Consider the following 16853-nt stretch of genomic DNA (forward strand, 5'->3'; position numbering starts at 1 on the left):
TACCGTATCGCGCACCCACGGAATCTGCCTCCCTCCAGCCCTGCCGACAGCACGGGATGTGTCTTATGGTGGCACAATTACCCTGAATGTGAATGCAACGGACCTGCAACGTCATATTCTGACCATGCAGGAAACCATACCTCTCCCTCCTGATGTGTCGGAAAAAGGTGGTGATTTTATATTGCTTTATCCGATGTGGTTGCCCGGAGACCATTCTCCCACAGGTACGCTAGACCAGCTTGCAGGGTTGAAAATAAGTGCTGGAGGGAGGCAGATTCCGTGGGTGCGCGATACGGTAACCGTTAGCGCATTTCATGTTCAGGTTCCCAAGGGCACGCACCAGCTTGATGTCTCCTATCAGTTGTTGACGCCGGTTTCTCCCAAGGAGGGCCGCGTGGTGATGACGGACGCTATGGTGAATGTGCAATGGTCTGCGGTCTCTCTATACCCGGCAGGTTACTTCACGCGCCAGATCCAGTTCAAACCGCAAGTGGTGTTTCCGGCTGGCTGGTCTTATGGCACGGCGCTACGATCGGATGGTGCCCAAAGCGGACATACTGTTACGTTCAAATCAGTTTCCTTTAATACTCTTGTCGATTCTCCTATTTTTTCAGGTAAATATTTCAAGAAATTTGATCTGACACAGGATGATAAAGTGCCGGTGACATTAAATGTCATGGCAGATCGTCCGGAGGATCTGGCAGCAACGGATGATCAGATCAAGGCGCACAGGGAATTGGTGCATCAGGCCAATCTGCTGTTTGGCTCGCATCATTATGACCATTATGATTTCCTTCTGGCGCTGACAGACAAGTTGGGTGGTATTGGGTTGGAGCATCATCAATCCAGTGAAAATAGTGGCCCCAGAGGGTATTTTACCAAGTGGGATAAAACATTTGCCGCGCGTGATCTGCTGGCTCATGAATTTACTCATTCCTGGAACGGCAAATATCGCCGCCCGGCAGATTTATGGGCCGCCAATTTCAATACCCCTCAGCGGGGAAGCGGACTTTGGGTTTATGAAGGGCAAACCCAGTATTGGGGATATGTGCTGGCAGCGCGCGCCGGATTGATGACGGCCCCACAAGTGGAGGATGCTCTGGCCGAGGTTGCCGCCGTGTATGATGGCAGACAGGGCCGCATGTGGCGCCCGCTGATTGATACCACCAATGATCCGGTTATTGCCCAGCGTGCCCCGCAATCCTGGAGAAGCTGGTCACGCAGTGAAGATTATTATTCTGAAGGGCAGTTGATCTGGTTGGATGCAGATACGCTCATTCGCAAGTTGTCTGACAATAAAAAATCTTTGAATGATTTTGCGGATACTTTTTTTGCAACTAATAACGGAAGTTTCGTCACCAGCACCTATCAGTTTGATGATGTGGTGAAAGCCCTCAATGCCGTTCAACCGTATGACTGGGCAACATTCCTGCACCAGCGCGTGCAGGATATTCGTGATCATGCGCCGCTCAATGGTTTTTCCCGCACGGGCGCACGTCTGACATTTACGGAAAAGCCGTCGGACTATATCGAATCTTATTCCACACTACGTCATGTAACGGATTTTCTATTCTCTCTGGGCTTTGCTGTCGGTAAGAAAGGAGTCATCTCAGAGGTTCTGTGGGGCAGTCCTGCCTGGCAAGCCGGGATAACCCGGGATCAGGAACTTGTTGCCGTGAATGGTGAGGCCTATGATGCGGATGATCTGAAGGACGCGATCACAGCCGCCAAGGCCAAGAGTGCCGCACCCATTACTCTGCTGTTGCGGGATGGGGATAGCTTCCATACCGTTTCCATCACCTATCATGGTGGGTTGCGCTATCCGCATCTGGAGGGAAAAATGGATGGTCTTGGGGCTATTCTTTCCCCTTTGAGTGGAAAAATATCCGTAACAGACCATAAGGAATAAAAAAATAAGGGATAGTGGTATGTGTTATATCAGTATCCCTTCAGACATTGAAGGAGAGCACACCATGGAACAGGGATTTCACAGCGTGAAAAATGAGGCGATCGATAAGCTCTCCCCTACCAAGGTGCTCTCTCCCCAGCAGAATGACCTGAAACAGGCCATTCGAGCCTTCTGCCTCGCGCATCGGCAAGATGAGCATGTTGTGTTTTTAATAGAGGGAGATGCCGGAACAGGAAAAAGCATTGTTCTGAATTCTATTTTTAATGAAATACAATGCCTGTCGCGGCAGAAGGAAAAAAATAGCCCCTTTTACGGAATGCAGAATTATCTTGTTGTCAATCATCCTGAAATGATGAAACTTTATAAGAATATATCTGAACAGTTTTCATATTTGAAGAAAAAAGATTTTGAGCGGCCAACAACCTTTATCAATAGAATGCGGAAGGCAGGAAAGACCGCGGATATCCTGTTTATTGATGAAGCTCATCTGCTGTTGACCCGGAGTGATAAATACAATCATTTTGAGCAGGATAACCATCTGGAAGAACTTATCCAGCTTTCCCGTATTACGGTTATTGTTTTTGATGAAAAACAGGTTCTGAAATTTAAAAGTTGTTGGAACCGTGAGCTACTGCAAAAACTGGTTGGTTCTTACCCTGTGCAGACTTACCACCTGACGCAGCAGTTCCGGGTGCAGGCACATGCGGACGTTCAGGACTGGATAAGCGCCTTCTGCCATAAAATCATTCAGCCTATGCCTGCGAAACAGACTTTCGATTTCAGGTTTTTTGATGATGCCCAGAGTCTGTACGATTTTCTGTGCAGCAGGAACGTGGAGTATGGGCTTTCTCGTATGCTCGCAACATATGATTACCCCTACCGGCTGGATGGGCAGGATCACTTTATTCAGGAAGGTCGGTTTTATCTTCGATGGGATCGTTCCAAACCGGATGAAAAACTTCCCTGGGCTGAACGGCCCGACACGATAGATGAAGTGGGGTCGGTTTATACGGTTCAGGGGTTTGATCTGAATTATGTCGGTCTCATTCTGGGTCCGTCCGTTCTGTATGATGCCGCCACAGATGGCATCCGTATTGACACCAGCAAGTATGAAGATGGGGCCGCTTTTGCGGGGCGGGACGGTCTGGCTGATCCGGAGAGCGTGAAGGAACGGATCATGCTTAATGCCATGAATGTGCTTATGACGCGTGCCGTGCATGGGCTATATATTTATGCGCATGACCCCGCACTGCGGCGCAAACTGATGGAAATTCAGGCCGAACGGGACTACGCTTCCTCCCGTGCTACAAAAAGTCCGGTGCCTGAGGGGTGAGGCTTTGGAGAGGATGCATGGCTGCGTCCACTCTTTAGCGAAGCCTCTTCTGGTGCTTTTGGGGCATGTGAGGGCCCCGCAGTGTGACACGGTACGCCAGAACACGGTTTTTTCTTTTATACAGGACTTGTCCTGTCCCCATTCTGGTGCCAACTGATGAGAAGAAACGGACTCAGCAGAGAAATCAGGACCCCTTCCCATGTTTATTGAAACTGAAGACACTCCTAATCCCGCTACGCTCAAATTTCTTCCAGGTCGCCCCGTGATGGGCGATGCAGGCACCATTGATTTCATTGATGCCGACTCTGTGGCCGGGCGCTCTCCTCTGGCGGATGCATTGTTCGCTATCCCCGGCGTCTCCCGTGTGTTTCTGGGCAATGATTTTGTGTCCATCACCAAGGCCGATAGTGAGGACTGGTCTGATGTGCGTGCCAAGGTGCTGGCAGCACTGGTGGACCATTTTGTAGCTGGTTTCCCTGTTGTGGCGGAAGGCGTGGGCATTACGGAAGAACCCATTGCCCCGGAAGACAAGGAAATTGTCGAACAGATCAAGGAACTGCTTGATACGCGCGTGCGCCCGGCTGTGGCGGGAGATGGTGGTGATATTGTCTTCCGTGGATACCGGGATGGCGTGGTGCGTCTGACCATGCAGGGGGCCTGTTCCGGGTGTCCGTCTTCCCGTGCAACATTGAAGCACGGCGTGGAAAACATGCTGCGCCATTATGTGCCGGAAGTTGTCGGCGTAGAGCAGGTGGAGGGCTGAAAAGCGCTTCCATCTTTCCGTCTGCACGCCTCTGACCTAAAAGAGAGCAGAAACTGAAACCCCTGCATCGGTAGGGATGTGGAGACGGAACAGAGATGCTGGATGAAAGCGGGCTGGATATTCTTTTCCAAAAGGCGCGTACGCCTCGGCGGTGGATGGCCCGGCCGGTCGAGACGGATGTTCTGCGCCGCCTTTATGATCTGGTGAGTCTGGGGCCAACATCCGGCAACTGTAGCCCGGCCCGCTTTGTGTTCATTACCGGGTCTGACGGACGGGAAAAGCTGCGGCCCGCGCTTTCCTCAGGGAATGTCAATCGCGTCATGGGTGCGCCCGTTATTACCATTGTGGCGCACGATCCCCTGTTTTTTGATCAACTTCCCCGCCTTTGCCCCAGTGAGGAACTGCGCTCCTGGTTTGCTGCGGATGTGGGTCTGGCGGAAGAAACAGCCTTCCGGAATGGCACCTTGCAAGGTGGCTACATGATTATGGCGGCTCGTGCACTGGGGCTGGATGTACTGCCGGTTTCCGGTTTTGATGCCTCTTTGGTCGAGGACGCCTTTCTGGCGGATACCGGATGGCGCGCTAACTTCCTGTTGTGTCTTGGGTATGGGGACACGGAAAATCTGCCACCCCGCGCGCCGCGTCTGGCGTTTGAAGAAGCCTGTCGTCTGCTGTGAGCATGATTTCACGTATTCTGGTTCTGGATGGCAGTGCGGCAGGCGATGCTGCATGCGGTCTGGCAACGTGTGTCTCGGTAGGGAGTGAGGGCGCGTATGCGCTGATTGCCCACCAGAAAGCGGCAGGCAAACAGGCGGCGGAAGGTATCGGGCTGCTGGCTGGGCAGGCTCTTGCACAGGCAGGCTGGCAGGCAGGAGCACCCTTGCAGCCACAACTGGTAGCGGTCGTGGTTGGTCCTGGGTCCTTTACAGGGTTGCGGGCTTCCTGTGCCACAGCGGCGGGATATGCGTTGGGGCTTGGTGTGCCCGTTGTCGGCGTTACGCGGGGCGAAGCCCTCCGGTCTGTTCTTGATACGGAAGTAAAGAAGGCTGAAGGCCTGCAAGGCTGGCTGCTGGTAACGGCTGCGCGTAAAGGCCGCGTGTTTGTGGAAACTGTGGCAGGCGTGCAGGCCGTGGCGTTGGTGGACTGGCAACCGCCTGAAGGCCGCTGGCTGGTGGCTGGTGATGCAGCGACGTCCCTCCCTATGCCAGCAGGCACGGTGCTGTCCGAGAGTACAACTCCCACAGCAGAGCAGATTGCCGCTGCCGCGTTGGCTCGTCAGAAAGGGGAACTCGGCCCTCGGGAGGCGTTACCCCTCTATGTGGACCCTCCGGAGGCTAAATTGCCTGCTGCGGGTTTACGCTCGGCTCCGGTCTGATGCCCGGCGTCGGCGCGAGCGCGGCCAACGGAACCTCTTTGGAGATCCTGCTGGTTTCAGCACCCCATGGCGGGCTTTTGGCGGCCCTGCATGCTGCCAGTTTTCCTCCGGCTGATCAGTGGGATGAAGATGCCATGCAGAGCCTGCTGTCTTCGTCCGGCGTGGCTGCGGCAGTCGGGGTGAAGGATGGCACACCTGCTGGCTTCATCATGATCCGGTCTGTTGCGGGAGAAGCTGAAATTCTGACCCTGTGCGTGGTGCCTTTCTTCCGGCGGCAGGGCGTTGCACAGGCCTTGCTGGCGTGGGCTTTGCTGACAGCGCAGACAGATCAGGTTGAGCAGATGTTTCTGGAAGTCTCGGTTCTGAATGCAGGCGCAAAAACATTGTATGAAAGTGCGGGTTTTGCAAAAGCAGGGCTGCGCCGGTCTTATTATCCTGACGGATCGGATGCGCTGGTGCTGTCTAAACGCCTAGATGACTGAAGCACCGGGGTAGATTCCGGGCAGATCGAAATCGTGTTTTGATGCGAATGCAATGAAGCCTGCGCCGGGGGGGACTCTTTAGATCGTATGGTTACGACGGCATCGTGGTCGGTGTCATGATGATCAGGACTTCTTTTGTGTGTGCGGCCTCTTCTCTTTTCAACAAAGAGGAAGGCGCATTCTGTCATCGTTATTGGTCTGTTGTCTCTTCTGAACCGTTGTTCATGCCCGCTTGGCGGTAAATCGGCTCAAGTATGACCTCTAATCAGAAGACGGATTCAGCCTCATGCAGACACCAGTTGTCCCGGTCTGGGAGCAACTGGGTCAGTTTTGTAAAACCCGGCGCAACTTTTGTGCGCCGGTCAAAAGGGGTCAGAGTGCGCGAGCGCCAATATCTGTGCGCCATTGTGCGCCGTCCCATGAAATGGCTTTGACTCCTGCATAGGCTTTGTCTCGTGCTTCCTGTACCGTGTTGCCGACAGCACAGATTGACAAAACGCGTCCACCGGCAACAACCAGTTCTCCTGCTGCATTTTTTGCTGTGCCAGCCTGAAAAACCGTTACATCTTTCAGGGCATTGGCATCCGCGATGCCGGAGATAACGGCCCCGGTAAGGGCTTTGCCGGGATAGCCTTGCGCTGCCATTACAACGCTGATGGACGCCTGATCGGAAAAAGTGATGGGCGTGGCATCAAGCTGGCCATCGGCCAGAGCTTTCAGGGCAGGCAGAAGATCGGAGGTCAGGCGGAGCAACAGGGCCTGAGCTTCGGGGTCTCCAAAACGCACGTTATATTCAATCAGTTGCGGGCCTGCATCTGTTAGCATCAGCCCGGCAAAAATCACACCCCGGAAGGGGGTGCCACGGCGTGCCATTTCCTTCAGCATGGGGCGAACCATGATATCCAGCGCCTGTTCCTGCGCCGCCCGGTCAAACCCACGCGGAGGGGAAACGGCCCCCATGCCGCCCGTATTGGGGCCGGTATCTCCATCGCCAATACGCTTATGGTCCTGCGCCGCGCCAATCAGTGTTGCTGTTTCTCCCGAGCAGAACGCGAACAGCGAGACTTCTTCTCCCACCAGGCAGTCTTCAATCACCACGCTGCGTCCGGCATCGCCCATGCTGCCCTGTGTCATCATGTCGCGCACGGCGTCTTCCGCTTCGGCAAGTGTCTGGGCCACAACAACACCCTTGCCTGCTGCCAGACCATCCGCTTTGACAACGATGGGCGCACCGCGTTCCTGTATGTAGGTCAGTGCGGCATCCACGCTGGTAAAGCGTTCGCCCTGCGCGGTGGGAATACCCGCAGCGTAGCAGATTTCCTTGGTGAAGCTTTTGCTGCCTTCCAGCCGGGCGGCGGCGCGGTTGGGACCGGCGCAGGCGATTTCGGCCTTGGCGCAGGCATCTGCCAGACCCGCCACAAGCGGTGCTTCCGGGCCGGGCACAATCAGGTCAATGGCCTGCTCCTTGGCAAAGGTGATCAGTGCCGGCACGTTTTCTGCCCCAATGGCAACATTCACGCCATGTTTGGCTGTGCCGGGGTTGCCGGGCGCAATGAACAGGGCTGTCAGGTGCGGTGAGCGGGCAAGTGTTGCGGCCAGTGCATGTTCCCGTCCGCCTGATCCAACCAGTAATACCCGCATTGTTTTCTCCCGCATGTAAGGTCTGCTCTTTCAGGGCGAGCGTCTGTAGCATAGATTGCGCTTATGGACGAAGGCTTTGCAGCAGGCGCACCCGCAGGGAATGTGCCGGAATATACCGTTTCAGAAATTTCGGGGGCCATCAGGCGCACGCTTGAGGGCACATTCGGCCGCGTGCGGGTGCGTGGGGAGATAACGGAGTTCAAACGTTATCCTTCCGGCCATGTCTATTTCTCTCTCAAGGATGAACGCGGCAAGATTGCGGGTGTGGTCTGGCGAGGGTCTGTCTCCCGCCTTGGGCTGGTGCCGGAAAACGGGCTGGAAATTATCGCAACCGGCAAGATTTCCGCCTATGGCGAACGCTCAAGCTACCAGCTTGTTGTGGAACGCATGGAATATGCGGGTGAAGGCGCGTTGCTGGCCCGTATTGAACGCCTGCGCCTGAAACTGGCGGAAGAAGGGCTGTTTGATGCTGAGCGCAAACGCCGTTTTCCGCTTCTGCCGCAGGTGATCGGAGTTGTGACCTCCGCGCAGGGCGCGGTGCTGCATGATATCCGGACCACATTGGCGCGCCGTTTTCCGCGCCAGTTGCTGGTGTGGCCGGTGGCTGTGCAGGGTGAAGGTGCCGCTGCGCAGGTGACAGCCGCCATAAACGGTTTTTCTCAGTTGGATGGTACAGGTCCGGTGCCGCGCCCGGATGTGTTGATTGTGGCGCGTGGTGGTGGCTCGCTGGAAGACCTGATGGCCTTCAATGATGAAGGCGTGGTGCGCGCGGCAGCGGCCTGCACCATTCCACTTATCTCCGCCGTGGGGCATGAGACGGACACCACCCTGATTGATTTTGCGGCGGACCGGCGGGCCCCAACCCCCACCGCCGCTGCCGAAATGGCTGTGCCCGTTCGTACCGAACTACTGGCAGACCTTGAACACCGTGGCGCGCGTGCGTTGGGGGCTCTTTCTCGGCAAATGCAGACGGCGCGGTTGCGGTTGGACCGTGCGGCGGCAGCGCTGCCCGATCTCCCAGCCCTGCTGCAAACAGCCCGCATGCAGCTTGATGATCGGGGGCGCAGGCTGGATGTCGCGTTGCCGGGGTTTGTGCAGAAACAGCGGGCCGCGCTTGTAGCGATTGAGCGACATATGCCTTCGGTAGAGACATTGCTGTCTGCCCGGCGGACCCAATTGGCCCTGTTGGGAAATGGTCTTCTCAATGGGTTGCGGCACGGTCTGCAGGGTAAGGAAGCGCGGCTGGGCCGGGTGCGGCTTTCTCCTGCTCCGCTTGCCGCACTGGTGCGGGAGCGGCGGGTGGCGCTGGCAGGCTCAGGCGGGCAGTTGGAAGCAGTCTCTCCCAAGGCGGTTCTTGCGCGAGGCTATGCGCTGGTTACGGCGGAGGGGCAGCCCGTTACATCGGCTCGGGCCCTGAAAACAGGCGAGCAGGTGACGCTTACTTTTGGGGATGGAAGCCAGGATGCCGTGATTGGCCGCAGGAAAGGCGGTGAACGCGCACAGGGGCTTCTTGACCTGTAAGGCCACGTGCGGGCCTTGGAGTTTGAGGCGGTTTAAGAGTATCACGGCACAAAGAGAAACGGGGCTGCAAGGCCCGACCTGAGTGTAAGGGAAGAGCGCATGTCCATCCGTTTTATGACCCGTGCCACGGGCTGTCTGGTTCTGGCTTTGCTGGCAGGGTGTGCGGCCCAGCCGCAGCATACTGCTTCCCGCATACCGTCACAGAGTTTTGCGCCGGGTATGGTGTCAGATGCCCCCCACCCGGATGAAAGCAAACTGACGAATGATCCCTCCGCCCCGGCCAATACGCCCTTGTGTGGCGTGGCTGCGCGGGAGGCCATTGCCGCGGCAACGCAGAATTACCCGCAGCCGCTCGGGTCCGGAAACAGTTGCGTGCAGAATGCGTGCTTCAATCCACAAACCGGCACTTATATTGCCGCAGATGGCACACCCCGCGTCTGCCGCTGATGCAGCCGTAGGAGTTCGGGCTGCGCTGTGAGCGCTTTAATTGCGTGAAGCAGACTTTTCGACGCAGCGTTTTGCTGATAGGAAAGACCCAGCCGCGAGAGTGACGGAACGGTAGACGTAGTCGGCTCAAAATCGACCGCCGCAAGGCATAGGGGTTCGAGTCCCCTCTCTCGCACCAGAGCTTGTCTCACTTCCCAAGACCGGACAGGGCGATGACCGTTTTAGATTCCGTAGTTTCCTCTCGTCCGGCTACGCGCCCCGCTAATCCGTGCTTTTCCTCCGGGCCATGTGCAAAGCGGCCGGGGTGGAGCGTATCTGCTCTTTCTGGCGCGCTGACAGGCCGTTCTCATCGCTCGGCAGAAGGCCGTGCGCGGCTGGGGGATGTGATAGAACGCTCCCGCACCATACTGGGCGTACCAGAAGGCTGGCGGATCGGTATTGTTCCTGCTTCTGATACGGGCGCTGTAGAAATGGCGCTGTGGTCTCTGCTGGGGCCGCGTCCGGTTGATGTCCTGGCATTTGAGAGTTTCTCTTCCCTTTGGGCGCAGGATATTGTCTCCCAGTTGAAGCTGGAGAATGCGCGTGTAATCAAGGCGGATTATGGCGCGCTGCCTGCGCTGTCTGACGTCAATTGGGCGCATGATGTTGTTCTGGCCTGGAACGGCACAACGTCAGGTGTCTGCCTGCCGTCTCCTGATGTGATTCCGGCGGAACATGACGGGCTTGTGATCTGTGATGCCACATCTGCCGCCTTCGCCATGGATTTGCCGTGGGACAGGCTGGATGTGGTGACGTGGTCCTGGCAAAAAGCGCTTGGCGGTGAGGCAGCCCATGGGATGCTCGCCCTCTCACCCCGTGCTGTGGAACGGCTGGAGCAGTTTCAGACATCACGGCCTCTGCCCAAGATTTTCCGCCTTATGGCCAAGGGCGCGCTGATTGAAGGGATCTTCAAGGGAGATACCATCAACACACCGTCCATGCTGTGTGTGGAAGATGCGCTGGATAGCCTGAAATGGGCAGCTTCTGTTGGCGGGCTTGAAGGACTGAAAGCGCGCAGCCGGGCCAATCTGGCGGAAGTGGCAGCATGGGAAGCCAGAACGGACTGGGTTTCCTTTCTGGCAGAAAATCCGGCCGAGCGTTCTTCAACCTCCATCTGTCTGCGCATTGTGGCCCCGTGGTTTCTGGCGCTGGAACGGGCCGAGCAGATGAAGGTGGTCAAGAAAATGACCGCAGTGCTGGAAAAAGAAGGCGTGGCGTTTGACATTGCCAGCTATCGCGATGCACCGCCCGGCTTACGGATCTGGGGTGGCGCAACGGTGGAAGCCAGTGATGTGCGCGCTCTCCTGCCCTGGCTTGACTGGGCATTTGCAGAGGTGTCTCCGGCCTGAAAAACGCCTGAGAGAAAGACATACACTCTTGAAAAACCGGTCATTGTGGCCGGTTTTTTTATGGCATACCGCAGAACTCTGATAATGGATGGCATCCTAGAGGCTCTGTAAGCCGGAACACATATGCGTTTTTGGTTTTGCCCCTGAAACAGGGTGGACGTGCGAAGAAAATCGACGCATCGTTCGGGAACCAGCTTGAAAAAGCATAGACCCAAAAACAAAGTGCAGACTCATGGTATCGTGTTCCTTGCCCCTGAAATCTGGAAAAACTGAACAGCGCACATCGTGGTGCGGACGTCTTGTGGCATCGGGCCTTCTGGCCGGGCTTCTCTCCGGCACAGCGTTTGCAGCACCGGCGCCAGCTTCCATGCCGCCATCTGATCCGCTTACGGTGCAGACAGGCACGGATATTCCAGCAAAGGTTGCCTTCCCTGTTGCCGAACAGCAGCGCGATTACATCAAGCGTGTTGCCATGGTGCCAATGCGAGATGGCGTGAAGCTTTATACGGTTATTGTTATTCCCAAGAATGTGCGAAATGCCCCCATTCTGCTGACCCGTACGCCTTATAACGCCAAAGAGCGGGCAAACCGTACGCCAGATGCACTGACCATGCGGGAACTGCTGCCGCAAGGGGATGATGTCTTTGTAGAAGGCGGCTACATCCGCGTGTTTCAGGATATTCGCGGGAAATATGGCTCGGAGGGCGATTATGTAATGACCCGCCCGCCCCGTGGCCCGCTGAACCCCACAAAAACGGATGAAACCACGGATGCGTGGGACACCATAGACTGGCTGGTGCATAACGTTTCGGAAAGTAATGGCCGTGTGGGGATGACCGGATCATCCTACGAAGGGTTTACGGTTGTTATGGCGTTGCTGGACCCGCATCCCGCGCTGAAAGTCGCGGCACCTGAAAGCCCGATGGTGGACGGCTGGATGGGGGATGACTGGTTCCATTACGGTGCTTTCCGGCAAGGCACGTTTGATTATTTCACCTCGCAGATGACCGTCAGAGGAAGCGGGGATTCCATTCCGCGTAAAGATGCTGACGATTATACCAATTTTCTGAAAGCAGGCTCTGCCGGAAACTTTGCGACACAGGCGGGGCTGGACCAGTATCCGTTCTGGCAACGGATGCATGCCCACCCGGCTTATGATGCCTTCTGGCAGGGGCAGGCGCTGGATAAACTTCTAGCCCAGAAAAAACCCACTGTGCCCATGTTGTGGGAGCAAGGGCTGTGGGATCAGGAAGATATGTGGGGGGCCATTCACACATGGCAGGCCTTGAAGGATGCAGATGTCAAAGCCCCCAATACGCTGGTCATGGGGCCGTGGCGGCATAGTGGCGTCAATTACAATGGTTCAGAACTCGGCCCACTGTCTTTTGAGGGGGATACCGCGCACCAGTATCGGAAAGATGTGTTCCGTCCGTTCTTTGATGAATATCTTAAGCCGGGCAGCGCATCCGTGCATTTGCCCGATGCCATCATTTACAATACGGGTGACCAGAAATGGGATTATTATCGTTCCTGGCCGTCAGTTTGTGAAACTGAATGCACAAATAAACTGACCCCTCTTTTTCTGGCCAGTGGGCATAGCCTGAGCTTTACGCATCCGGACAAGGATGACGCAGACAGCTATGTCTCTGACCCCGCACACCCTGTTCCCTTTCTGGCTCGGCCATTTGCATTTTCCATGGGGCCGCGCTGGAAAAGCTGGCTGGTGCAGGATCAGCGGGAAGCGGAATCCCGCCCTGATGTGCTGACTTATGAAACAGAAGAACTTGATGCGCCTGTGCGTGTCAGTGGTGTGCCGGTAGCGGATCTTTTTGCGGCAACAACGGGCACGGATTCAGATTGGGTGGTCAAGTTGATAGATGTTCAACCAGCCGCTACGCCGGATAATCCTAAAATGGGTGGGTATGAACTGCCTGTTTCGATGGACATTTTCCGTGGCCGGTATCGTGCCAGTTTTGAAAAACCGGAAGCCATACAGCCCAATACCACGCAGCATTATCATTTTACGTTGCCAGCAGTGAACCATGTGTTTGCCAAGGGCCACCGTATTATGGTGCAGATCCAGTCTTCCTGGTTCCCGTTGTATGACCGTAACCCTCAGAAGTTTGTGCCAAACATTTTTGACGCCAAAGCCGAGGATTATACGGTTGCTACTCAGAGTATCCATCATGGAGGAAATGCCTCAACGGCCATTCTGCTGCCCGTTGTGAAGGTTGATCAGAACCCGTAAAAAGAGTTCTAAATAAAATCATGTGATTTTCAAGAACCAGTTTTTCGGGAACAAGGCGCATCAGGCTCTGGTGCGCCTTGTGTTGTATCTGAGAGACGGTTTTGCACGGAGACGAGAAAATGACCAAAGCGACAGCTCATATGGACCGGATGACAGCGGCAGAAATGCGGGAGGCCGTTGTCCGTAACCCTGTTATTCTTTTGCCGCTTGGCAGTTTTGAAGATCAGGGCCCGCATATGCCCATGGGCGACTATCTTCTGGCGGACGCGGTAGCCGAACGTATTGCCCTGGAAGCGACACAGGCAGGGCATGAAACTTATGTTGCTCCGGTTCTCCCCTTTGGTGGTGCAGATTTTTTTGGATATATGCCTGGTGGTATTGCTCTTTCTCAAACCACACTTCAGGCTGTCCTGTCAGATATGCTTGAAAGTCTGCTGCGCCATGGCTTGACGCGTCTTGTTATTCTGAACGGGCATGGCGGAAATTGCACCATGATCCATGATGTGACGCATAGCATTATGAGGAAAAGTGGCGTGATTATTCCCAGCTTTTACCTCTGGCGTGTGGCTGCAACAATAATGCCGCATATCATGGGTAAGGAAAAAGCGGCCTTGTCTGGTAGCCATGGCGCGAACCCTTTGACCAGTATCGGTATGCATCTGCTGCCAGAGTGCATCAAACTGGAACGCCTGATTACGCCGGATTCAGGAAAAACAGCGTGGGGTTTAAAAGTTGTTGATTTTGGAATGGTTGATCTAAACGGGGTTCCGGTTTCCATTCCCCTGGAAGGGGATAGCACAGCAACGCAGGGTGTCGGGAAAGGGAATCCTCATTTGTGCTCGGCTGAAGATGGTGAAAGGTTGACCGCAAAATTGGTAGAATACGGTGTACAGCTTGTGGAGCATGTCATTAAGAGAGCCTCCTGAAAAAAAGATTTCAAGAAAGATATTTTCAATATTTGAAGAATGTCAAAAGGCGGCAGATAACCTGCCGCCTTTGTGTTGATAACCTGTTACAGCCAATCAGGCGGGTGCATCAATTGGCACGACGTTGATCAGCTTTTTGTTTACAAATTCTTCAATGCCCATCATGGCCAGTTCCCGCCCATAGCCTGAGCGTTTTATACCCCCAAACGGCAGGTCCGGTCGGGTCCATGTGGGGTGATTGACATATACCATGCCAGTGCTGATGCGTTTAGCAACATCCACCCCGCGTTCCGTATTTTGCGTGAAGACAGAACCACCCAATCCGTATGGGTTGTCATTTGCTAGGGCAATGGCTTCGTCTTCATCCTTCACCCGGAAGAACAGGGCAACGGGACCAAAAAATTCCTGATAAAATGCAGGATTATCTTTTGTGATGTCTGTCAGGATGGTGGTCTGAACAAACGCGCCCTTGTTTGGCGGAGCAGGGCCAACCCTGTGGGCAGTCGCACCGTGTTTAACAGCGTCTTCCACCTGCTCGTTCAACTGGTCCGCCGCACTCTGGGAGGACATGGGAGGCACGCCTGTGGCATCATCAGACGGATCACCAGGAGAAAGCTTGGCCAGTTCTTCGCTAAAGCGTTTGAAGAACGTATCGGCAATCTTATCAACTACAATAATGCGTTTTGCAGCCACACAGCATTGGCCGCCATTATTCATACGGCCCCACACCGCCCACTTGACCGATTTTTCAAGGTCAGCATCTTCCAGCACAATAAAGGCATCGCTGCCGCCAAGCTCCATGGTGGTTTTTTTCAGGTTCTTGCCGGCCTGCGCCGCAACTTTGGCCCCCGCACCTTCACTACCCGTCAGGGCAATGCCCTGCACGCGTGGGTCATCAATCAGGGTTTCAAGCTGCTCGCGTGTGGCAAACAGGTTAGTGTAAAGCCCTGCCGGAGCACCAGCATCATGGAACAGTTTTTCAAATGCGGCCGCTGCCTGAGGAACAATGGAGGCGTGTTTGACCACCACAACATTCCCGGCCATCAGATGCGGCCCCGCTACGCGGGCAAGCTGATAGTAAGGAAAGTTCCACGGTTCAATGGCCAGAATAATGCCTAAGGGCTGGCTGACCACCATGGCGTCATCACCGCGTTCTGCACCGCCGGGCACTTTTTGCGGAGCTAGGAATTTTTCTGAATTCTGGGCGTAGTAATCAAGAATATCGGCAGAAAGGTCCACTTCTGCTTCGGCCTCACGCTTGAGTTTTCCCATTTCAAGCGTGAGGAGTTTTGCATAATCCTCCTTCTGCTCACGCAGCAGGGACGCAGCCCGGGCAATAATTTTGGCCCGGTCTGCAAAGGAGGTCTGAGCCCAGATTTTGTAAGTGGTCTCCGCCTGATCCAGAAGGGTTTGAAGTTCTCCGTCTTTCAGATCAGGAAAGGTAGCGATCGTCTCATTGGTGTATGGATTAACAGTCTTGTAAGCCATTTCCAGAGCCTTTCGGTTCCCCTTGACGGAGATCAGGCGCGAAAGTCGATCACGATACGGCCTTCGACCTTTCCCTCCTCAAGGCGTGTGAAAATATTGTTTATGTTCTCCAGCCTGTCGGTCTGGGTCACGGAAGTCACTTTGCCCTCTGCAAAGAAGGAGAGAGCTTCAATCATATCAAGCCGGGTCCCCACAATGGATCCGCGAATGGTGGTGCCTTTCATCACCATATCGAAGATCGAAATTGGGAAATCTCCCGGCGGCAGTCCGTTCAGAACCAGCGTGCCCCCTGCCCGCACATAACCCATTGCCTGTGAAAAGGCTTTTGTGGAAACAGCGGTAATCAGGCCGCCATGCACACCCCCAACCTCTTTCTGGATGAAGGCGGCGGGATCTGTCGTCCTGGCATTAACGGTCAGAGCTGCACCAAGTTTCCGGGCGGTAGCCAGTTTTTGATCATCAATATCAACCGCAATCACATTCAGGCCCATGGCCACGCCATATTGCACGGCCATCTGGCCCAGGCCGCCCACACCAGAAATGGCAACCCAGTTGCCAGCTTTGGTGTCTGTCATTTTCAGACCTTTATACACCGTCAGCCCAGCGCACAGCACCGGCGCGACTTTCACGGGGTCTATCCCCTTGGGTAGGCGGGCAACATAGTTGGGGTCTGCCACCACATATTCGGCAAAGCAGCCGTTTACGGAATAGCCGGTTTCCTGCTGTTTGGCGCACAGGGTTTCCCATCCGCCCAGACAATGTTCGCAATGGCCGCAGGCGGAGTAAAGCCACGGCACGCCAACTTCATCCCCCTCCTTCACCCAGGTTACGTTGCTGCCAACCTTGGTAACGACGCCTACACCTTCATGGCCCGGAATAAAGGGAACGGTAGGTTTTTTGGGCCAGTCGCCGCTCGCGGCATGCAGGTCTGTATGGCAAACACCGCAGGCCGTCATTTTTACCAGAATCTGGTCTGGCCGGATGTCGGGAATGTCCAGTTCTTCAATAGTCAGCGGTTTGCCGAATTCATGAACAACAGCGGCTTTCATTTTTCCTGACATGGTTCCTTAACTTTCATTCTTTATCTTATTCTTACAGGCCACCTGCGGGGCAGGCAGAGGCCCTCCCTGCCGGTTTTTGGCTGGAAGAACAAGAGGGGGCTTTCGGGCTAAGAGATTGAAAAGCATGAATTCTACAGCCCTTGTGGTTGAAAGATCGTGTTGGCCCGCCAACTGCCAGGAACGGTGTGGAAAGTCAGTTGGCGTGGTCGGTTCCGGGCTTCTGGCGCGTGAAGGTTCTCTGTGGTCGGGTGGATGCTTTAACGTCAGGCTT

General features: G+C 55.1%; 14 protein-coding genes and 1 tRNA gene. 12 read left to right on the plus strand and 3 right to left on the minus strand.

The window, feature by feature from the left end; all coding sequences use genetic code 11:
- Positions 1-22 precede the first annotated feature (22 nt).
- The 6 genes from AD944_RS08995 to AD944_RS09020 all read left to right on the plus strand — a co-directional run bounded on the left by AD944_RS08995 (position 23) and on the right by AD944_RS09020 (position 5862).
- Positions 23-1909 (plus strand): M61 family metallopeptidase, encoded by a 1887-nt coding sequence (locus tag AD944_RS08995; protein WP_082784191.1) that lies wholly within the window; start codon positions 23-25, stop codon positions 1907-1909.
- A 64-nt stretch (positions 1910-1973) separates the two neighbouring features.
- The gene (locus AD944_RS09000; protein WP_045541848.1) at positions 1974-3242 is read left to right on the plus strand and encodes a DUF2075 domain-containing protein; all 1269 of its coding nucleotides are present in this window, start codon (positions 1974-1976) and stop codon (positions 3240-3242) included.
- A gap of 199 nt (positions 3243-3441) precedes the next feature.
- Positions 3442-4005, plus strand: a complete 564-nt coding sequence (locus AD944_RS09005) for a NifU family protein (protein WP_006557834.1) — start codon at positions 3442-3444, stop codon at positions 4003-4005.
- A gap of 95 nt (positions 4006-4100) precedes the next feature.
- Positions 4101-4682: a malonic semialdehyde reductase gene (locus AD944_RS09010; protein WP_006557835.1), complete on the plus strand. Its 582-nt coding sequence runs from the start codon at positions 4101-4103 to the stop codon at positions 4680-4682.
- 2 nt (positions 4683-4684) lie between these two features.
- A complete protein-coding gene (tsaB, locus tag AD944_RS09015; RefSeq protein WP_045541807.1) occupies positions 4685-5380 on the plus strand; it encodes a tRNA (adenosine(37)-N6)-threonylcarbamoyltransferase complex dimerization subunit type 1 TsaB in 696 nt (231 codons plus the stop codon).
- On the plus strand, positions 5380-5862 hold the full coding sequence (locus tag AD944_RS09020) for a GNAT family N-acetyltransferase (RefSeq protein WP_045541808.1): 483 nt from the start codon (positions 5380-5382) through the stop codon (positions 5860-5862). The genes tsaB and AD944_RS09020 overlap by 1 nt, the downstream gene beginning before the upstream one ends.
- A gap of 372 nt (positions 5863-6234) precedes the next feature.
- Here the strand turns inward: AD944_RS09020 and purD are convergent, their stop codons facing one another.
- Complete coding sequence (gene purD, locus AD944_RS09025) at positions 6235-7518, minus strand: phosphoribosylamine--glycine ligase (RefSeq protein ID WP_179946469.1); 1284 nt, start codon at positions 7516-7518, stop codon at positions 6235-6237.
- 48 nt (positions 7519-7566) lie between these two features.
- Between purD and xseA the strand changes: the two genes are divergently transcribed.
- From xseA to AD944_RS09055, 6 genes are all read left to right on the plus strand, one after another.
- On the plus strand, positions 7567-9024 hold the full coding sequence (gene xseA / locus AD944_RS09030; protein WP_035378933.1) for an exodeoxyribonuclease VII large subunit: 1458 nt from the start codon (positions 7567-7569) through the stop codon (positions 9022-9024).
- Positions 9025-9123: 99 nt separating this feature from the next.
- Entirely contained in the window at positions 9124-9471 is a 348-nt protein-coding gene (locus AD944_RS09035) for a hypothetical protein (RefSeq protein WP_035378931.1), read from the plus strand.
- Positions 9472-9565: 94 nt separating this feature from the next.
- A tRNA-Leu gene (locus AD944_RS09040) sits at positions 9566-9649 on the plus strand.
- Positions 9650-9683: 34 nt separating this feature from the next.
- Positions 9684-10859 carry a phosphoserine transaminase gene (locus AD944_RS09045; protein ID WP_045541809.1) on the plus strand — a complete coding sequence of 392 codons (1176 nt, stop codon included), beginning with the start codon at positions 9684-9686 and terminating at the stop codon, positions 10857-10859.
- Positions 10860-11226: 367 nt separating this feature from the next.
- Entirely contained in the window at positions 11227-13107 is a 1881-nt protein-coding gene (locus tag AD944_RS09050; protein ID WP_236709164.1) for a CocE/NonD family hydrolase, read from the plus strand.
- Between the two features lie 119 nt (positions 13108-13226).
- The gene (locus AD944_RS09055) at positions 13227-14033 is read left to right on the plus strand and encodes a creatininase family protein (RefSeq protein WP_045541810.1); all 807 of its coding nucleotides are present in this window, start codon (positions 13227-13229) and stop codon (positions 14031-14033) included.
- Between the two features lie 96 nt (positions 14034-14129).
- On the opposite strand, the gene AD944_RS09060 is transcribed toward AD944_RS09055, so the two are convergent.
- Together AD944_RS09060 and adhP are read right to left on the minus strand one after the other, a co-directional pair.
- Positions 14130-15521, minus strand: a complete 1392-nt coding sequence (locus tag AD944_RS09060; protein ID WP_045541811.1) for an NAD-dependent succinate-semialdehyde dehydrogenase — start codon at positions 15519-15521, stop codon at positions 14130-14132.
- 32 nt (positions 15522-15553) lie between these two features.
- Entirely contained in the window at positions 15554-16582 is a 1029-nt protein-coding gene (gene adhP, locus AD944_RS09065; RefSeq protein WP_006557552.1) for an alcohol dehydrogenase AdhP, read from the minus strand.
- Positions 16583-16853 lie beyond the last annotated feature (271 nt).

Source organism: Acetobacter tropicalis, from assembly GCF_001580915.1.
In the GTDB taxonomy this organism is placed as follows: domain Bacteria; phylum Pseudomonadota; class Alphaproteobacteria; order Acetobacterales; family Acetobacteraceae; genus Acetobacter; species Acetobacter tropicalis.